Below are 14848 nucleotides of genomic sequence, written 5' to 3' on the forward strand. Positions count from 1 at the left end.
CTCATCCACCTCTATCCACAGGTTGATAAAGTAATTCGATCAGCAGTTTCTCTGCCTTTTCAAGCAGTTCTTTTTCTTCAGCGTCTGATAATTGAGACAAATGCCTTCTTCCCAAGGAATGTTCATACAATGGTGCTAAAGCATGTTCGACATTGTCATATTGTTCTATTGTTTCAAATAGCTCAGCATAAAAGTTAGCTTCTGTTTTTAATTGTTCTTTATCAATGGGGAAACTTTCGGTGATGTTTAACTCAACAATCCAAACAAAGGACACCTCATCCTTTTCATCTTCTCTAAGAAGCTCCATAAGGTCATCATGTAAGCTTCTTGTTTCACGTTCATCGGCTAATTGAATGTTTTTTAAACTAAGCCTTAACAGGGTGCCTGTTTGTATTTTGCGCACTTGGCTGATGGCTGTTTGGCATAAACGAAGTACATCATGAAAGCTGCTTGCTGATTCAGCATTAATCACAAGTTCCTCCCAGACGATATCGGACGATTCGATAAAATCTAATTTTGCATCAATCTCTGACAAGGTAATATGATAAAACCCTTTACTGCCGGTTTCCTTTTTATTTCTCCCTTGGATATTACCCGGATAAATAATCGGGGGATTTTCAGACAAAACGGCCCGTTTATGGATATGTCCCAGAGCCCAATAATCAAAGTCTTTTGCGTGTAAGTCCTTGACTGAAAATGGGGCGTAGTTATTGTGGTCAATGCCTGTACTTTCATTGCCATGAAGAATGCCAATATGAAAATCTGCCCCATCTACCCTTATGTAATCATCTATTTTTCGGTCAAATATATGCCTGGTGGCGTAACTAAAGCCATAAAGATGCACCCATTCACCACTCTTCGTCTGCAGCACTTTTGTTTCAACCTCACTATGAAACACATGAACATTGGCAGGCATGTCAAGATGCACCCACGACCCATTTAAGTGGTCGTGGTTTCCATGAACTACGTAAACAGGAATGTCCGCTTCAGCTAGCTTAAGCATTTCCGTCCGAAAGCGCGATTGTGCCCGTAAACTGCGATCTTCTCCATCAAATAAATCACCCGCTAAAATCAAAAAATCAACCTGCTGCTCGATTGCTTCTGCGGTAAGTTTTTTTAAGGCTGTAAAGGTACTCTCCTTTACCCTAGAAAAGATATTTGCCGGTAAATGCTTTAATCCAATCATCGGGCTGTCCAAATGAAGATCCGCTGCATGAATAAACGATATCTTTTTCATAACAAAATCCTCTCAACGTCTTTTCTTTATTGTAGCATTTCCAAAAAGCGAATGCACGTTCTGTTCTAAAAAAAATGAAAAGCTCTACCAATATGGTAAAGCTTTTAAACACTATTCATTCTTTGTTAATTGTATTGCCTTTTTAATATCTTTATAGGAATTAGACTTTCCATACATTAAGACGCCACCTCGATATACTCTGGCCCCAAATATAGCTAACACTATGATCGTTGCGATAAGAATGGCGATTCCTACTAATGCCTCCCAAGCCGGGATTGTCAGCATCCCAACACGTAAAAACATAATCATCGGTGTGAAGAAAGGAATATAGGACGTCGCTGTAATGAACGAGGCATCAGGTTTTCCAAGGCCAAACATGGCAATCATAAATCCTGCCACTACGAGCAACGTCATCGGTGTAATCATCTGCTGGACATCTTCAATCCGGCTGACAAGTGAGCCCAAAAAGGCCGCAAGAGTGGCATATAGAAAATAGCCGAGAATAAAGAAGATAACCGCATAGATGATGGTCCCGACAGGAATCTCGCCAAACCCATATACACCAAAAAAGCCTTCTTTTAACGATTCCATATTTTTTGTTAATGAATAATAACCTACAATTAAAAATGCTGCTAATTGCGTAAGACTTAATAGGCCAATCCCTAAAATTTTTGCAAACATTTGCTTAATTGGCGAGACACTGGAAATTAATATCTCCATGACCCTTGAGGACTTTTCCGTCGCTACTTCCATCGCAATCATGTTGGCATACATAATCACGGCAAAATAAATGATGAACAACAGAACGTAAACGAGACCCCGGGCCTGATTAAGCTCTTCTTCCGTTTTGGCATCTCTCTCAAGTGCAACTTTCTCAAAGGATACCGGTTCATAGAGCTTCTGCAGCTGCGCCGGAGCCAAATTAATCTGTGAGGCCGCAAGCATCGTCTTTACCTGCTGCAAAGCTGTCTGAAGGTCAGTAAATAGGGCAGAATCCGCAATACTCATGGCTTTATAGGTCGCTTCAGGAAGTTTTTCATCATTTACCCGTAACAGTATAACTCCATTTACATCTCCCTTTTCTACTTCCTTTACCGCTTCCTCTTCACTGCCTTTATAAAGCGTTAAGTTTATATCTTTGTTAATTGTTTTAAGTTGTTGTTTAAATGGGGCGTAAAGTTCCCCAGTTTCATCCAATACGGCCACATTGTCTTTTCCACCATTCTTATCAAAAAGATTAATGATATTATTGATATTTGTCAGGGCTAATACGATGATCACCGTCATAATCGTGGTGACGATAAACGATTTACTTTTTAGTTTGTTTAAATAGGTATGAAAAAGGATAATCCAAAAATTATTCATATGAATTACCTACTTTCTCGATAAAAATGTCATTTAAAGACGGTTCTTCAAGTGCAAATTTTCGGATGAACCCTTTGCCAACAATCTCTTTTAAGATACTATCTGACACTTGCTCACCCTCAATCTGTAAAAAAATTCCTTCCATCGTCTTGGTTGCTTTAACCACCCCAGGAAAATGAGCCAATGATTCTAAAGGAAAATCAGCATGGATCATCAAATTCTTTTTGCCAAACTCACGTTTAATTTCCTTTAAAGAACCTTGAACTACCGGTTTTCCTTTTTGCATGATGCAAAGATGCTCGCACATTTCTTCGGCATGATGCATTTGGTGGCTTGAAAATACGATGGTTGCCCCATTTTGTTTTAGACTTAAAACAGCTTCTTTTAACATTTCAACATTTACCGGATCAAGTCCGCTAAATGGCTCATCAAGAATAATTAATTTCGGATTATGTACAACAGCCGCAATGAATTGGATTTTCTGCTGATTCCCCTTTGATAGTTCCTCTACCCTTTTATTCTCGTACTCGGGAATTTTAAATCGTTCCAGCCACTTTTTAAGCTCGGTTATGGCCTCACTCTTCTGCATTCCTCTTAATCTCGCTAAATAGACGATTTGGTCACGGACTTTCAGCTTAGGGTATAAACCTCTTTCCTCCGGCAGATAGCCAACCAGCTTGCTAGTCGAATAATCGATCGGTCGATCATCCCATGTGATTCTCCCGGCCGTGCTGTCGAGCAAACCTAATATCATCCGGAACGTAGTTGTTTTCCCTGCACCGTTTGCTCCTAGGAAACCAAACATTTCTTTTTCCGGAATCGTTAAGGATAAATCGTCAACGGCCGTAAATTGCCCAAACCGTTTAGTAACATGTTCAAGTTTTAAAACCATTACCTCACTCCTTTCCTTCCTTAATACGAATATAGCATAAAATGGTTTCATTTTCCTTTTTGCGCTATTTTGGGAATTATGCAAAAATGGTAGTATATTATTTTTAAAAGGGGTTTTTATAATGAAGATGTATAAATTAACAGCATTTGAAGCAAACGGTGAAAAGCTATTAGACGAAAGCTTTCAAGCTGAAAATGACGAGGCAGCGAAGAGACATGGGGAACAGTTATTATTGGAGAAAGATTTACTAGGAAAAACGCATCGCTGCACATCACCGAGCGGCAAGCTCTTGCTTTTCCATTCATGATAGAAGAAGGCGCATGAACAATTTTTCATGCGCCTCACTATTATTTTCCGATAAACCTCGGTTTCCTTTTTTCAATAAAGGCTTTGATACCTTCTTGATGATCAATCGTTTCACGCATTTTTTGCTGGCCATGTTTTTCTAATTCTAATATTTTCAATAATTGCGGCCGATTCTTCTCGGCCATAATTTTTTTTGTTTTAATCATCGCCTGAACCGGGCGGCTTAACCAATCGGCAACTCTTGAATCCAATGCCTCCTGAAGTTCACCAGCCGCAACCTCTTGAATCAGCCCAAGGTTAAACGCCTCGTCGGCACTTAGCATTTTCCCATCCCAGATCACCTGCTTTGCCTTCGTTTCACCCAATCTCTTTTCTAAAAAAAAGTGGGCGCCGCCGTCAGGGATCAGACCAATTCCAATAAAATTCATTGCCAGTTTGCTTGATTTGTCTGCGATAATATAGTCTGTTGCCAATGCTAAACTAAATCCCAAACCGGCTGCAGCACCTGTAACAGCACTAATGGTTAGCTTAGGCATGCTGTAAAGAGTTATAATTAATTCACTTATACAATCCATAACAGGGAAGAAATCGTTTTCATTCATGTTGGAAAGCATAGTTTTAATATCACCGCCAGCTGAAAAGGCCTTGCCTTTACCTGTTATCACCACAATGTCAATATCATCTGAATCGCTAATTTCTTTAAGCTGGTAAACAAGCCCCTTAATAACTTCTGTATCCATTGCATTTAAGCTTTCAGGTCTGTTCATTTCAAGTGTTGCCACACGTCCATCAATCCGCAAATTTACCTTATCTGTTACAAAATACATCGACATGGTAAATCCCTCCTTTTTCTTCATTCAATTCCATTATATATGGAAAAGCGAGGAATAAAAATAAGTTTTCTTAATATATTGAATCTTCCTTTCCTCTTTAACATTCATCGCAAAAGGCAAGGGAGATATCCCTTGCCTTTTGTTTATTCATTTTTTCGCGATACTTCTTTTTGGACTTGGTCCCGTAAGACCATCTTCAGGAATTTACCAACAGATGTTTTAGGGATTACATTAAGGAAAAGGATTTCATCTGGAATCCACCACTTGGCAAACTGCGGGGTTAGAAACGCTAATAATTCTTCCTTGGTAATTTTTCCTTTATAAGCATCCTTTAACACGACACAGGCTAGCGGCCGTTCCTGCCATCTTTCATGCGGTACGGCAACAACTGCCGCTTCGAACACTGCCTCATGTGCCATTAAGGCATTTTCTAAATCAACGGATGAAATCCATTCGCCGCCGCTTTTAATAATATCCTTTGTTCGGTCAACAATTTTCACGAAACCTTCTTCATCAATCGTGACAACGTCCCCCGTATAAAGCCAACCATCATGGAAGGCATCTTTTGTTCGCTCATCCTTATAATATTCAGAGGCAATCCATGGGCCCCGAAGGCATAATTCGCCCATTTCTTTGCCGTCCCAGGCAACTTCGCCATCCTTTCCAATGATTTTCATTTCCAGCCCAGGCACAAGAGTTCCTTGCTTGGCCCGCAAATTAAGTCTTTCCTCATAATCCAAATCCTCTTGGTAACTTTTTAATGTTGAGAAGAGCGCAAGCGGACTTGTTTCCGTCATTCCATAGGCGTGCATGAATGGCACCTTATATTTTTGCTCAAAGGCTTTAATCATCCCTTTTGGTGCAGCCGACCCGCCGCATAAAATGCCCCTTAAACTGCTTAAATCATAGTTACCTTCTTCAAGTTCTTTAAGTAACCCGAGCCAGATCGTCGGAACACCGCTTGTAATCGTGACTTTTTCTTGTTCAATTAACTCCGTCAGTAATTTTGGCGTGAAATACGGGCCTGGAAGAACGAGTGTAGTACCAAACCAGACCCCCGCAAATGGCATTCCCCATGCATTTGCATGGAACATTGGAACAACAGTCAGTGCAATATCTTTCTCACTTATGGCCGCACTGTCAGCAAGACCTAAAGCCAAACTGTGCAGGAAAATTCCTCTATGGGAGTAGACGACTCCTTTTGGATTGCCTGTTGTCGCCGATGTATAGCACATACCGGCAGGATCATTTTCATCAAGATTGGACGGATAGTTGAATTCTGGATTTGCTTCTTCTAACAGATGTTCATAATGATAGACGGGAGAGAGTTTTGTTTCCGGCAATTCTTTTTCATCAGTCATAATAATAAATGCTTTCACGGTTTTTAATTCGGCTGCACAGCTTTCAAGTAATGGCAGGATGTCCGCGTCAATAAGAAGAACCTTATCTTCAGCGTGATTAATAATGTAGGATATATGCTGAGGTGATAAACGGATATTAATGGTGTGGAGAACAGCTCCCATACACGGTATTGCAAAATAGGCTTCCAGGTGGCGGTGATGATTCCAGGCTAGGGTACCGACCCTCTCACCTTTTGTAACCCCTAATTTTGTCAGGCCATCAGCAAGCCTTCTCGTTCTTTCGGCTATTTGTTTGTAGGTAAACCTGTGGATGCCGCTTGCCGTTCTTGATACAACCTGTTTCTTAGGAAAAAACTTTTCCGCTCTTTCAATCATTTGCGTCATCGTTAAAGGTGTTTGCATCATAACGAAAATCCCCTCCAAAAGTGAAAGCGTTTTAATCGCCCGTAGAAATATATGGGGCAATCCTTGTAATTATTCGACATTTAGAAGGTATAATCCTTTATTAAGAACTGCTGAAAGAAAAAATTCTCCTGCTCGTTTTAAGCAGGAGATTCTTTACTAGAGAATAGTTCGTTTAATATTTTTATTTTTTCATCGGTGTAGGCTTCAAACCCATCATTATAGGATTTCGGATCCTTAGGGTTGGCAAAGTGAGTAATCTTCCCGGAAACGGGATCAATAAATTTACTTGCTGCCCCGCAGCCAAGTCCGATAATCGTCTGCTGCTCCTCCATGATCATAATATTATAGATACTTTCCTGTTCTGGGCGGGAGTAGCCGACATTCTCAAGATTGCCGAGAATGTTCTTTTGTCTGTACAAATAATAAGGCACATAGCCATGATCTTTCGTCCAATTTTGGGCAAGCTCCATCATCTTTTCGACCTCTTCGCGATCCGCGACCTTATATTTCTCTTTATTTTTGGTCATTTCTGATGCCCGCTTGAATGATAAGGTATGAACGGTCAAGGATTCAGGCATCAGCTTTTCCGTTTCAGCCAAGGAATGGGTAAATTCAGAAATCCCCTCACCCGGTAACCCAATAATTAGATCCATATTAATATTATTCATACCCATACTTCGTGCCATATGGTATTTGTCAATCGTTTCCGTAACAGTATGATGTCTGCCTATTGCCTTTAATGTTTCCTGCGTATAGGATTGCGGATTGATGCTAATCCGATCGATATCCCATTTGTTTAAAACGTCTAATTTTTCAGGTGTAATTGTATCCGGACGGCCCGCCTCAACCGTAATTTCACGGATCTGTTTCACATCCGGAAACGACGCGTACATTTCCTCATAAAGCATATCCATCTCTTCCGCTGTAATGCTTGTCGGGGTGCCCCCGCCATAGTAGACGGTTGTAATCCGGACTCCATTCTCTTTCAGCCAGGCACCAATTTTCTTCATTTCATAGTGAAGACCGCCTAAGAAAGAATCGACCGAGCCTTGCCTTCCGTTAATGGCGTAGGCAGGGAATGTGCAATAGGCACATTTTGTCGGGCAAAATGGGATGCCAATATAGATACTAACTTCATTTTGAAGCGAGTACAGGTCAGGAACAACAGCAAGCTGGCGGTCAACAATTTGCTGCATCAGTTCAATCTTCTCGTCGGTGATTAAATAATCATCCTTTAATTGCTGATGCGCTTTCTGTAACGGTATCCCTTCACGCACTTTCCGATGAAGTAATTTGGTTGGTCTGATCCCTGTCAAAATACCCCATTTTTGCGTAATGCCTGTCAAATCCTGAAGCACAGTTAAATAGACATGGGCCATGGCATTTTTTATTTGCTTGAATCTTTCCTTTTCGGAATCAACTGGTATCATTTCTTTTTGATAGCGAGAGGTAAGTACTTTCCCGCTCATATCATGTAATGCTGCAGAAACAATGATATGTTCATAAACCTGTAAAGTAAATTTTATTTTGAGGTCGGCGTCTTCAGCATCACCCATAAGTATCTTTGTCTCTTCAAAAAATAAATTGGCAATGAGCTGCAGCGGCCGGTTAAATCTTTCATCCTCTAATCCTATTATCGAAATTTTCATTAGATCACCTTTTTATAGTTTACAGAATCGCAAAAATAAGGTCAATACAGTGGATTTTATTGTCATTGAAAAAGATATCATCTGCGGAAGCGGATGATATCTTTTTAGGTTAATTTTTAATAATTTTCATTTTTCTTAAAAACTCAATTGGCTGTTGTTTGCGGAAATGCTCTTTGACCATATAGGCAACACCATGTTCATTTTTTGACCTTGTTACCCAGTCAGACGCTCGTTTTACTTTGAAATCGGCATTCCACATAGATACACCAAGACCGGCGGCTTCAATGAGCGGGATATCGTCCAAACTATCACCGATATAAACCATTTCACTCTTTCGAATGCCAAGCTGGTTGCCCAGATAGGTTAGTCCTGTTAGTTTTGAGACACCTGCAGCAACAATATCCAGCCGTAACGAATCAAGCTCAATGACGTCAACCTCGGTAAACATGTTAGCTAATGCATTTTTAGCATCCTTTAAATCTTGTTGGTCTTCAAAATATACCTCAATTTTCGGGGTAGTTACCGGCTGGTCATGTAAATATTCGCTCAATGTAGACACAAATTGTTGTGAATAGAAAACAGGATCACCCGAAGTGAAGACTGTTTTTGCCAGCAACTGATTGTGAAGCTTTAACTTATTGGCTAATGAAAATTGTTCATGGACGAGGCGGATTTGGCATGGTAACGTCTCTAAAAGTCGGACTGTATCATAGGTAATATCCTCATTAATTCTTTTTACATAAATTGGTTTTGTCTCAGCACCCGCAATATATGCCCCTTGATGGGTGATGAGCGGTGATTTTATTTTTAACGCTTTAGCCACTTTTTTAGCTGAAGGGAAGCTGCGAGATGTGACGAGCGTTACGTAAATTCCTTTTTGCTGGACATACTCAATAGCTTCTTTTGTTGATTTATGAATTTTTCCATTGGATTGGAGAAGCGTTCCATCAATATTTAACGCAAGCAAGCGATAAATCATGTTGTTGCCCCCTGTTCTTGGTGAAATTGCCCTACTATCACTTTTATGACTTTTCACTCGTTTATAGAACAGTAAAGCAAAGTGAAAAAGCCTTCGGTGTTCAAACCGAAGGCATTTCCTGTAATACTTACATATTTCCGTATAGGTCTTCTAATGGTTTCATAATAATCTTGTTTAATTCACCGATGATCATGCTCATCCGCTGTTCAGCTTCCATCAGATGTGAAATTTTTGGATTTTGCTGGACAAGTCCAACTGTTGATTGTGCCTGTTGAATTTCTTGTTCAGAAATATCCTGGCCCATCATTTGTTTCTGCTGCAGGTTCATTTGAATTTGTCTAAACTGGTCAAACATTTGCTTTGCCTGCGGGTCTGCATTTACCTGGTTATATGCCTGTTGTAATTGTGTGTACTCCGGACTTTGGCGGATTGCTGTCTCTAACGCATATGCGGAATCGTATAAGTTAACTGCCATTATGGGTCACTCCTTTTGAAATTAACAATTCTTCACAACTATAACAAACTATGCGTTTAATTGCGAGAATGTTCAAATCACCATCAACATTGTTTTCACATACATTACTATATCAACGAATGCCCATTGACTTGTAAATGAGGAGTGATTATGTCATTTTCATTAACCCCCATTAAACTAATGCCTAACAAACGGGCTTATCAGGATGAACGCCATATCCAAATGTCCAATCAATTAGTCAGCCATTTACACTTACAAAAGAACCGTGAGTTACACCTTACGATAGGGAAAAAGACGATTACTGCACATGTGCAAACAAGTAACATTCCTGCCAACGAGATTCACATTCCGGAACATATGCTGATAGAGTGCAATCTTCCGATTCAAAACCATACCTTTCATGCAGTGGTTTTCCAAGAAAGTCACACCCTTAAGCTGGGTCCAGTGATTGGATTATTAACCGACATTCCATCGACTAAAATTGAGGAGCCGCACTTTCGCACCATTCATTTATTTTGTGAGGAGCTCCATCACGGCATAACTGAACTGGGCGGCTTTTTTTACGTTTTTTCACACGATCAATTTCCTAGTCTAGGTTATTACCTAAAAAATGAAAAATGGATTCCGGCAGAGCTTCCCTTGCCTAATGTCATCTACAACCGGATTCATTCTCGAAAACTCGAACAAACAGAGCTCTTCAAGAAGTTTCGTCAAAAACTTGACCAGCTGGTCATTCCATTTTTTAATGACCGCTTTCTTTCAAAATGGGAAGTGTATGAGAAGTTAAAGGATGAAAACCAACTTCATTCCTATATACCTGAAACAAAAATATTTTCAAAGGAACATCTTTATGATTTTGCCGAAAAATATCAAACGATCTTTCTAAAACCGATACATGGCAGTCAGGGGAGAAACATTTTCAAATTGAAGAAGGAATCGGACCGCCATTACTCATTCCAAACTTCATTAACAACCGTGTCTGACAAATTTAATCAATTGTTTTCTCTGGATGAAATGTATCAACAAATCAAACCGCTCATTCATAATCGAATCTACATCATTCAGCAAGGCATTTCATTTATGACGAATGAATGTAAAGCCATAGATTTCAGAGTTTTATGTCATAAAACTCACATGCATCATTGGGCAGTAACCTCAACTGTTGCAAGGATTGCCGCCGAAACTGAGTTTGTTTCAAATCTAGCACGAGGCGGAACCATTACACGTCCGCTGAATGCCTTACGAACTTGCATGAGTCCAAAGCAATCTTCAGAAGCACTGGCCCTCATTAAGGAATTAGCACTGGAAACCGCTGCGGTGATTAGCCGCCAATCCGAAGGAATAACGGGAGAGCTCGGCATCGACATTGGTATTGATTATGAAGGAAAACCTTGGTTAATCGAGGTGAATTCTAAACCTTCCAAAAACTTCGAGGATGGTTTAGGAAAAATAAGGCCGTCAGCAAAAGCTATTATACAATTTTGTACGATCCTGGCATTTGATTCTGCGATAGAAAAGGAGGACTATGAATGATTACATTTGGCATTATGACATTAAATATGGAAAGTGAAAATTTATATATAAACGAAATGGCAAACCTGGCTGAATCATGTGAGATGGAAGTCTTTCGATTTATTCCATCCGATATAAACCCTCATACCCTTCAGGTAAAAGGGCGAAAGTTTGATGTCAAAACAAAGTCCTGGCAGGACAAAGACTTACCGATTCCTACGATTATTTACGACCGCTGTTTTTACGGAGATGATGAACATTCGAAGCAATGCCTCCCGATTGTCTCATGGCTTAAGAGCAGAAAGGATATTACCTTTTTAGGTTACGGCCTGCCTAATAAACTTGAATTATATCATGCAATCAAAAACACAGTCTTATCCTCCTATTTACCGGTCTCTCTGTTAGTTACCGAGCCAGCCCTTGTTTTAAATGAACTTTCCGCTAAGAAAAAGGTAATTTTAAAACCAATTAACGGTTCACAAGGATATGGCATTTATTACGTAAAGAAAAACGACAAAACCTTTCATGTTAAAACAGAAAAGCAAAAACAAATTATTTCACGAATTTTTCCTAATGAGGCCAAGCTCATTCAATGGCTGAGAACTATATTGAAACAGCGCGGCTATCTTTTACAGCCCTACCTGGAACTGTCGAATAATGACCAACAGCCGTTCGATATCCGCATTCTCCTGCAGAAAAATGCAACGGGGGTTTGGGGTGAACGCGGCAGAGGGATTCGTACCGGGAACACGGGCGGAATTTTATCAAACTTGAGTGCCGGCGGTTCTGTCATCAGCTTTTCAGAATGGGCCTCTTCCCTTCCACCTGCAAAGGGAGAATATATTCGCCAGGAATTAGATTATATTCTTAGTCAGCTCCCGGAAATTCTTGAAAAAGAGTTTATGCCATTATTTGAAATTGGTGTTGACATCGGAATTGCTAAAAATGGTTCGATTTGGATTCTCGACATCAACTCCAAACCGGGTAGAAAGGTCCTGTTACACACCCGTCCAGACATACAGAAAACTCTAATTCTTGCCCCCCTCCTTTACGGAAAATACCTTTCTCAGACGGAGCAAATGGAAAGGAAGAACGTTTATGAGAAAACATTATCTCATTGAGGTTGTTCAAAACGATCAATTAATTGTTTTTTGTCCTCCGGACGTCATTCGTGATAAACAAATCAAAAGGGTTGCCTTTGGTTCAAAATCTATGGAAGTAGAATTTCTTCCCCATCCCGATCATAATGACAGGATTGTAATCAGCAGAAAAATTCAAGAGGGGATACAGTTTCCACATTTCAAACTCCCATTGCATACCTTTTTGGAAAATGAAATTCTTTATATTGGCCCTCTCGTTGGAATTTTCACCGCTGGATTTACACCTTTTTCCCAGCAGCCGATCGGTGAGCGGACAGTATTCTTTTCAAAATTGCTTTCTGTAAATAAAACGGTCGGAGCCCTTCCCTTTGTCTTTGGAGAACAGCATATTGACTGGGAGCAGGGAACCATTGCGGGGTATTTTTTTCATGACCATGGATGGCAAACTGTGGAGGTTCCCTTTCCAAATGTCATTTACGACCGGCTGCCAAATCGGAAAAGCGAAGGGAATCCTAAACTTATCAAGGTAAGGGAACGGCTGCAAAAGGAATATCTTATCCCTTGGTATAATCCCGGATTTTTCAATAAACTGGATATTTATGAACGACTGCAGCAGGATGCATCGGTGACGATGTATCTCCCTGAGACCTATCCGTTTACATCCTTTTCCTCACTAGAAACGTTGCTCTCCAAATATGGCCATATTTTTATTAAGCCAAAAAACGGCAGCCTCGGACTGGGTGTTCATCAGATCATATATGACAAAAATACGGACGATTATTATATTCGCTATCAAGACGAAACAGGAGTCAATCGCTTGAGGAAATATTCCAGTCTAGAGCGATTGTTCCAATCGGTATTTGCTAATCAATCACTTGAAAAAATGATTGTGCAGCAAGGAATTCACTTGCTCAGAAATGAGACTCGATCTGTCGATTTTCGTGTCCATACGAATAAAGACGAACATGGAAAATGGCATGTAACTGCAATGGCAGCGAAAATAGCCGGTCAAGGCAGTGTCACAACCCACGCAAGAAGCGGTGGAGATATTAAAACCATCAGCGAGATTTTTTCAAAAGAAGAAGGTGATGCATTCACTGAAAAGCTGTCGCAAGCAGCACTGCTGTTAAGTACGGCCCTTGATGCCCATGTTGAAGGCATTATTGGCGAAATTGGCTTTGATTTAGGCATCGACAGGAATGGTGATGTATGGCTGTTTGAAGCCAATTCCAAACCAGGCAGGTCTATTTTTAGCCATCCGGAATTAAAGGAATTTGATTACCTGACTCGCAAATTATCGATTGCATTTGCTGTTTTTCTTACCGAGCAAGCTCTATTACATCCTGAGGAACTATTTAAATGAAAAAAAATTACCCATCACCGCTGATTGGCATTTTAACATCCCGCAAGGCAAACGGGGCACTTGCCGGTAACTGCCCTCTTTTTATCGAATTGCAAAAAAGGCTTATTTCATTAAACGGAATAAGCTTTGTCTTCATTCCAGAAGAAATAGAGAAGGATTCTATTATTGGCTATCAGTTTTCACCTGATGACAAATGCTGGTTCAAGAAACGATTCCGGTATCCGGACCTCGTTTACAATCGGATCCCTTTTCAGAAATCAGAGCAGGCAGAATCAAGCCAATATTTATTTTCTTTATTAAAAGAAAGGAACATCCCCTTCTTTAACCCTTGTTTTATCGATAAGTATGAGCTGTATCTATTACTGAAAAATCATGATCCCCTTCAGCAATATTTGCCGCAAACCATTCTTGCCAAGGATCAGGAGAAATTGTTTTCATTTTTAAAGAACTTCAATGTGCTGTACTTAAAGCCGCGGTATTCTTCAAAGGGAAAGGGAATCTTTCGTTTAAGTATAAAGGGTCCTGGGCGAATTGAACTTGAAGGAATAAAACACAAGGAGAGTTTTCCATCTTTTAAACTTTTTTGGAAGAGCTGGAACAAGGAGCTGCTTGAAAAAAACTATTTGGCACAAGAAGGAATAGAATCAGAAGAGTACGCTGGTCATCGTTTTGACTTTCGTATCCTCGCTCATGCCGAAGAAGATGATTTTGTGATAACTGGTGTTGGCATTAGGCAATCCCATAAGCAGGGGATCACTACCCATATTCCCGCCGGCGGCAGACTCCTTCCCTATCATATGTTGCAAACAACCGAGCATGATCAATTTATGCAAGCCATTGTCCCACACGTAGGAAAGGCATTATCAGCCAAACTGGGCTTTTTTGGGGAATTTTCTATCGATGCCGGTGTTAGTAAAACTGGCAGATATTATATCTACGAAGTCAATTCGAAACCAATGAGCTTTGATGAAACAGAAATTGAGGAAAGAAAAATCGAGCAGTTATGCCGTTTATTTCTTCAGTTAACAGAAACTCAGAAATGATTGAAAATTGTATTTAAATAATACCCCATTCAATGTAAGCTATAAGTATACCTGATTGAAAAGAAAGGGGATTTGACAGATGCTGATGCACTTTCAATTCAAGCCATTATTTGAAAATAAAAATATTCCAGGCTGGAATTTTTCCTTTTACCACAAGAAGCAAAGGTATACAGGGGTCTACCATCAAACGGGAAAAATTGAATGGACAAAAAATACTCCTGAACAAGAAGATTTTGAAGCTTTGACAAGCCAAATCCATGAATTAATGCTTTACCATGTATACGAGTAATTTTTATTCAACTCACCATGCATGAAAACTCCTCCTTTC

14 protein-coding genes are annotated in these 14848 nt (G+C 40.1%); 6 read left to right on the forward strand and 8 right to left on the reverse strand.

Annotated features, from left to right (window positions below; genetic code table 11):
- Position 1 precedes the first annotated feature (1 nt).
- The 3 genes from ACO1D1_RS17360 to ACO1D1_RS17370 form a co-directional block, all read right to left on the reverse strand.
- On the reverse strand, positions 2 to 1237 hold the full coding sequence (locus ACO1D1_RS17360) for a metallophosphoesterase family protein (protein ID WP_423336568.1): 1236 nt from the start codon (positions 1235 to 1237) through the stop codon (positions 2 to 4).
- Positions 1238 to 1348: 111 nt separating this feature from the next.
- On the reverse strand, positions 1349 to 2602 hold the full coding sequence (locus tag ACO1D1_RS17365; RefSeq protein ID WP_423336569.1) for an ABC transporter permease: 1254 nt from the start codon (positions 2600 to 2602) through the stop codon (positions 1349 to 1351).
- Positions 2595 to 3494, reverse strand: coding sequence for an ABC transporter ATP-binding protein (locus ACO1D1_RS17370; RefSeq protein ID WP_423336570.1), 900 nt, complete (start codon positions 3492 to 3494; stop codon positions 2595 to 2597). Before ACO1D1_RS17370 ends, ACO1D1_RS17365 begins: the two co-directional genes overlap by 8 nt.
- A gap of 121 nt (positions 3495 to 3615) precedes the next feature.
- On the opposite strand from ACO1D1_RS17370, the gene ACO1D1_RS17375 reads away from it, so the two are divergent.
- On the forward strand, positions 3616 to 3801 hold the full coding sequence (locus ACO1D1_RS17375) for a YhzD family protein (RefSeq protein WP_423336571.1): 186 nt from the start codon (positions 3616 to 3618) through the stop codon (positions 3799 to 3801).
- 40 nt (positions 3802 to 3841) lie between these two features.
- Here ACO1D1_RS17375 and ACO1D1_RS17380 read toward each other — a convergent pair whose 3' ends face one another.
- From ACO1D1_RS17380 to ACO1D1_RS17400, 5 genes are all read right to left on the reverse strand, one after another.
- Positions 3842 to 4633: an enoyl-CoA hydratase gene (locus tag ACO1D1_RS17380; RefSeq protein ID WP_423336572.1), complete on the reverse strand. Its 792-nt coding sequence runs from the start codon at positions 4631 to 4633 to the stop codon at positions 3842 to 3844.
- Between the two features lie 143 nt (positions 4634 to 4776).
- The gene (locus ACO1D1_RS17385) at positions 4777 to 6399 is read right to left on the reverse strand and encodes a long-chain fatty acid--CoA ligase (protein ID WP_423336573.1); all 1623 of its coding nucleotides are present in this window, start codon (positions 6397 to 6399) and stop codon (positions 4777 to 4779) included.
- Between the two features lie 137 nt (positions 6400 to 6536).
- Positions 6537 to 8048 (reverse strand): coproporphyrinogen III oxidase, encoded by a 1512-nt coding sequence (locus ACO1D1_RS17390; protein ID WP_149869207.1) that lies wholly within the window; start codon positions 8046 to 8048, stop codon positions 6537 to 6539.
- Between the two features lie 109 nt (positions 8049 to 8157).
- Positions 8158 to 9027 (reverse strand): Cof-type HAD-IIB family hydrolase, encoded by an 870-nt coding sequence (locus ACO1D1_RS17395; RefSeq protein WP_149869206.1) that lies wholly within the window; start codon positions 9025 to 9027, stop codon positions 8158 to 8160.
- Positions 9028 to 9154: 127 nt separating this feature from the next.
- Positions 9155 to 9502 carry a YlbF family regulator gene (locus ACO1D1_RS17400; RefSeq protein ID WP_149869205.1) on the reverse strand — a complete coding sequence of 116 codons (348 nt, stop codon included), beginning with the start codon at positions 9500 to 9502 and terminating at the stop codon, positions 9155 to 9157.
- Positions 9503 to 9652: 150 nt separating this feature from the next.
- On the opposite strand from ACO1D1_RS17400, the gene ACO1D1_RS17405 reads away from it, so the two are divergent.
- From ACO1D1_RS17405 to ACO1D1_RS17425, 5 genes are all read left to right on the forward strand, one after another.
- Positions 9653 to 11035: a YheC/YheD family protein gene (locus ACO1D1_RS17405; RefSeq protein WP_149869204.1), complete on the forward strand. Its 1383-nt coding sequence runs from the start codon at positions 9653 to 9655 to the stop codon at positions 11033 to 11035.
- Positions 11032 to 12135, forward strand: coding sequence for a YheC/YheD family protein (locus tag ACO1D1_RS17410; RefSeq protein WP_149869203.1), 1104 nt, complete (start codon positions 11032 to 11034; stop codon positions 12133 to 12135). The genes ACO1D1_RS17405 and ACO1D1_RS17410 overlap by 4 nt, the downstream gene beginning before the upstream one ends.
- Complete coding sequence (locus ACO1D1_RS17415; protein WP_149869202.1) at positions 12113 to 13477, forward strand: YheC/YheD family protein; 1365 nt, start codon at positions 12113 to 12115, stop codon at positions 13475 to 13477. The genes ACO1D1_RS17410 and ACO1D1_RS17415 overlap by 23 nt, the downstream gene beginning before the upstream one ends.
- Positions 13474 to 14520 carry a YheC/YheD family protein gene (locus ACO1D1_RS17420; RefSeq protein ID WP_423336574.1) on the forward strand — a complete coding sequence of 349 codons (1047 nt, stop codon included), beginning with the start codon at positions 13474 to 13476 and terminating at the stop codon, positions 14518 to 14520. The genes ACO1D1_RS17415 and ACO1D1_RS17420 overlap by 4 nt, the downstream gene beginning before the upstream one ends.
- Before the next feature lie 79 nt (positions 14521 to 14599).
- Positions 14600 to 14809 carry a YheE family protein gene (locus tag ACO1D1_RS17425; RefSeq protein ID WP_149869200.1) on the forward strand — a complete coding sequence of 70 codons (210 nt, stop codon included), beginning with the start codon at positions 14600 to 14602 and terminating at the stop codon, positions 14807 to 14809.
- Positions 14810 to 14848: the final 39 nt, after the last annotated feature.

Source organism: Neobacillus sp. 19, assembly GCF_049463095.1.
In the GTDB taxonomy this organism is placed as follows: Bacteria; Bacillota; Bacilli; order Bacillales; family Cytobacillaceae; genus Neobacillus.

Bases quoted from the DNA above. Each gene is read 5' to 3' on its own strand.
- ACO1D1_RS17425 (WP_149869200.1), top strand. From the start codon at position 14,600: ATGCTGATGCACTTTCAATTCAAGCCATTATTTGAAAATAAAAATATT.
- ACO1D1_RS17380 (WP_423336572.1), bottom strand. From the start codon at position 4,633: ATGTCGATGTATTTTGTAACAGATAAGGTAAATTTGCGGATTGATGGA.
- ACO1D1_RS17365 (WP_423336569.1), bottom strand. From the start codon at position 2,602: ATGAATAATTTTTGGATTATCCTTTTTCATACCTATTTAAACAAACTA.
- ACO1D1_RS17420 (WP_423336574.1), top strand. From the start codon at position 13,474: ATGAAAAAAAATTACCCATCACCGCTGATTGGCATTTTAACATCCCGC.
- ACO1D1_RS17370 (WP_423336570.1), bottom strand. From the start codon at position 3,494: ATGGTTTTAAAACTTGAACATGTTACTAAACGGTTTGGGCAATTTACG.
- ACO1D1_RS17360 (WP_423336568.1), bottom strand. From the start codon at position 1,237: ATGAAAAAGATATCGTTTATTCATGCAGCGGATCTTCATTTGGACAGC.
- ACO1D1_RS17400 (WP_149869205.1), bottom strand. From the start codon at position 9,502: ATGGCAGTTAACTTATACGATTCCGCATATGCGTTAGAGACAGCAATC.
- ACO1D1_RS17395 (WP_149869206.1), bottom strand. From the start codon at position 9,027: ATGATTTATCGCTTGCTTGCGTTAAATATTGATGGAACGCTTCTCCAA.
- ACO1D1_RS17405 (WP_149869204.1), top strand. From the start codon at position 9,653: ATGTCATTTTCATTAACCCCCATTAAACTAATGCCTAACAAACGGGCT.
- ACO1D1_RS17385 (WP_423336573.1), bottom strand. From the start codon at position 6,399: ATGATGCAAACACCTTTAACGATGACGCAAATGATTGAAAGAGCGGAA.
- ACO1D1_RS17390 (WP_149869207.1), bottom strand. From the start codon at position 8,048: ATGAAAATTTCGATAATAGGATTAGAGGATGAAAGATTTAACCGGCCG.
- ACO1D1_RS17415 (WP_149869202.1), top strand. From the start codon at position 12,113: ATGAGAAAACATTATCTCATTGAGGTTGTTCAAAACGATCAATTAATT.
- ACO1D1_RS17410 (WP_149869203.1), top strand. From the start codon at position 11,032: ATGATTACATTTGGCATTATGACATTAAATATGGAAAGTGAAAATTTA.
- ACO1D1_RS17375 (WP_423336571.1), top strand. From the start codon at position 3,616: ATGAAGATGTATAAATTAACAGCATTTGAAGCAAACGGTGAAAAGCTA.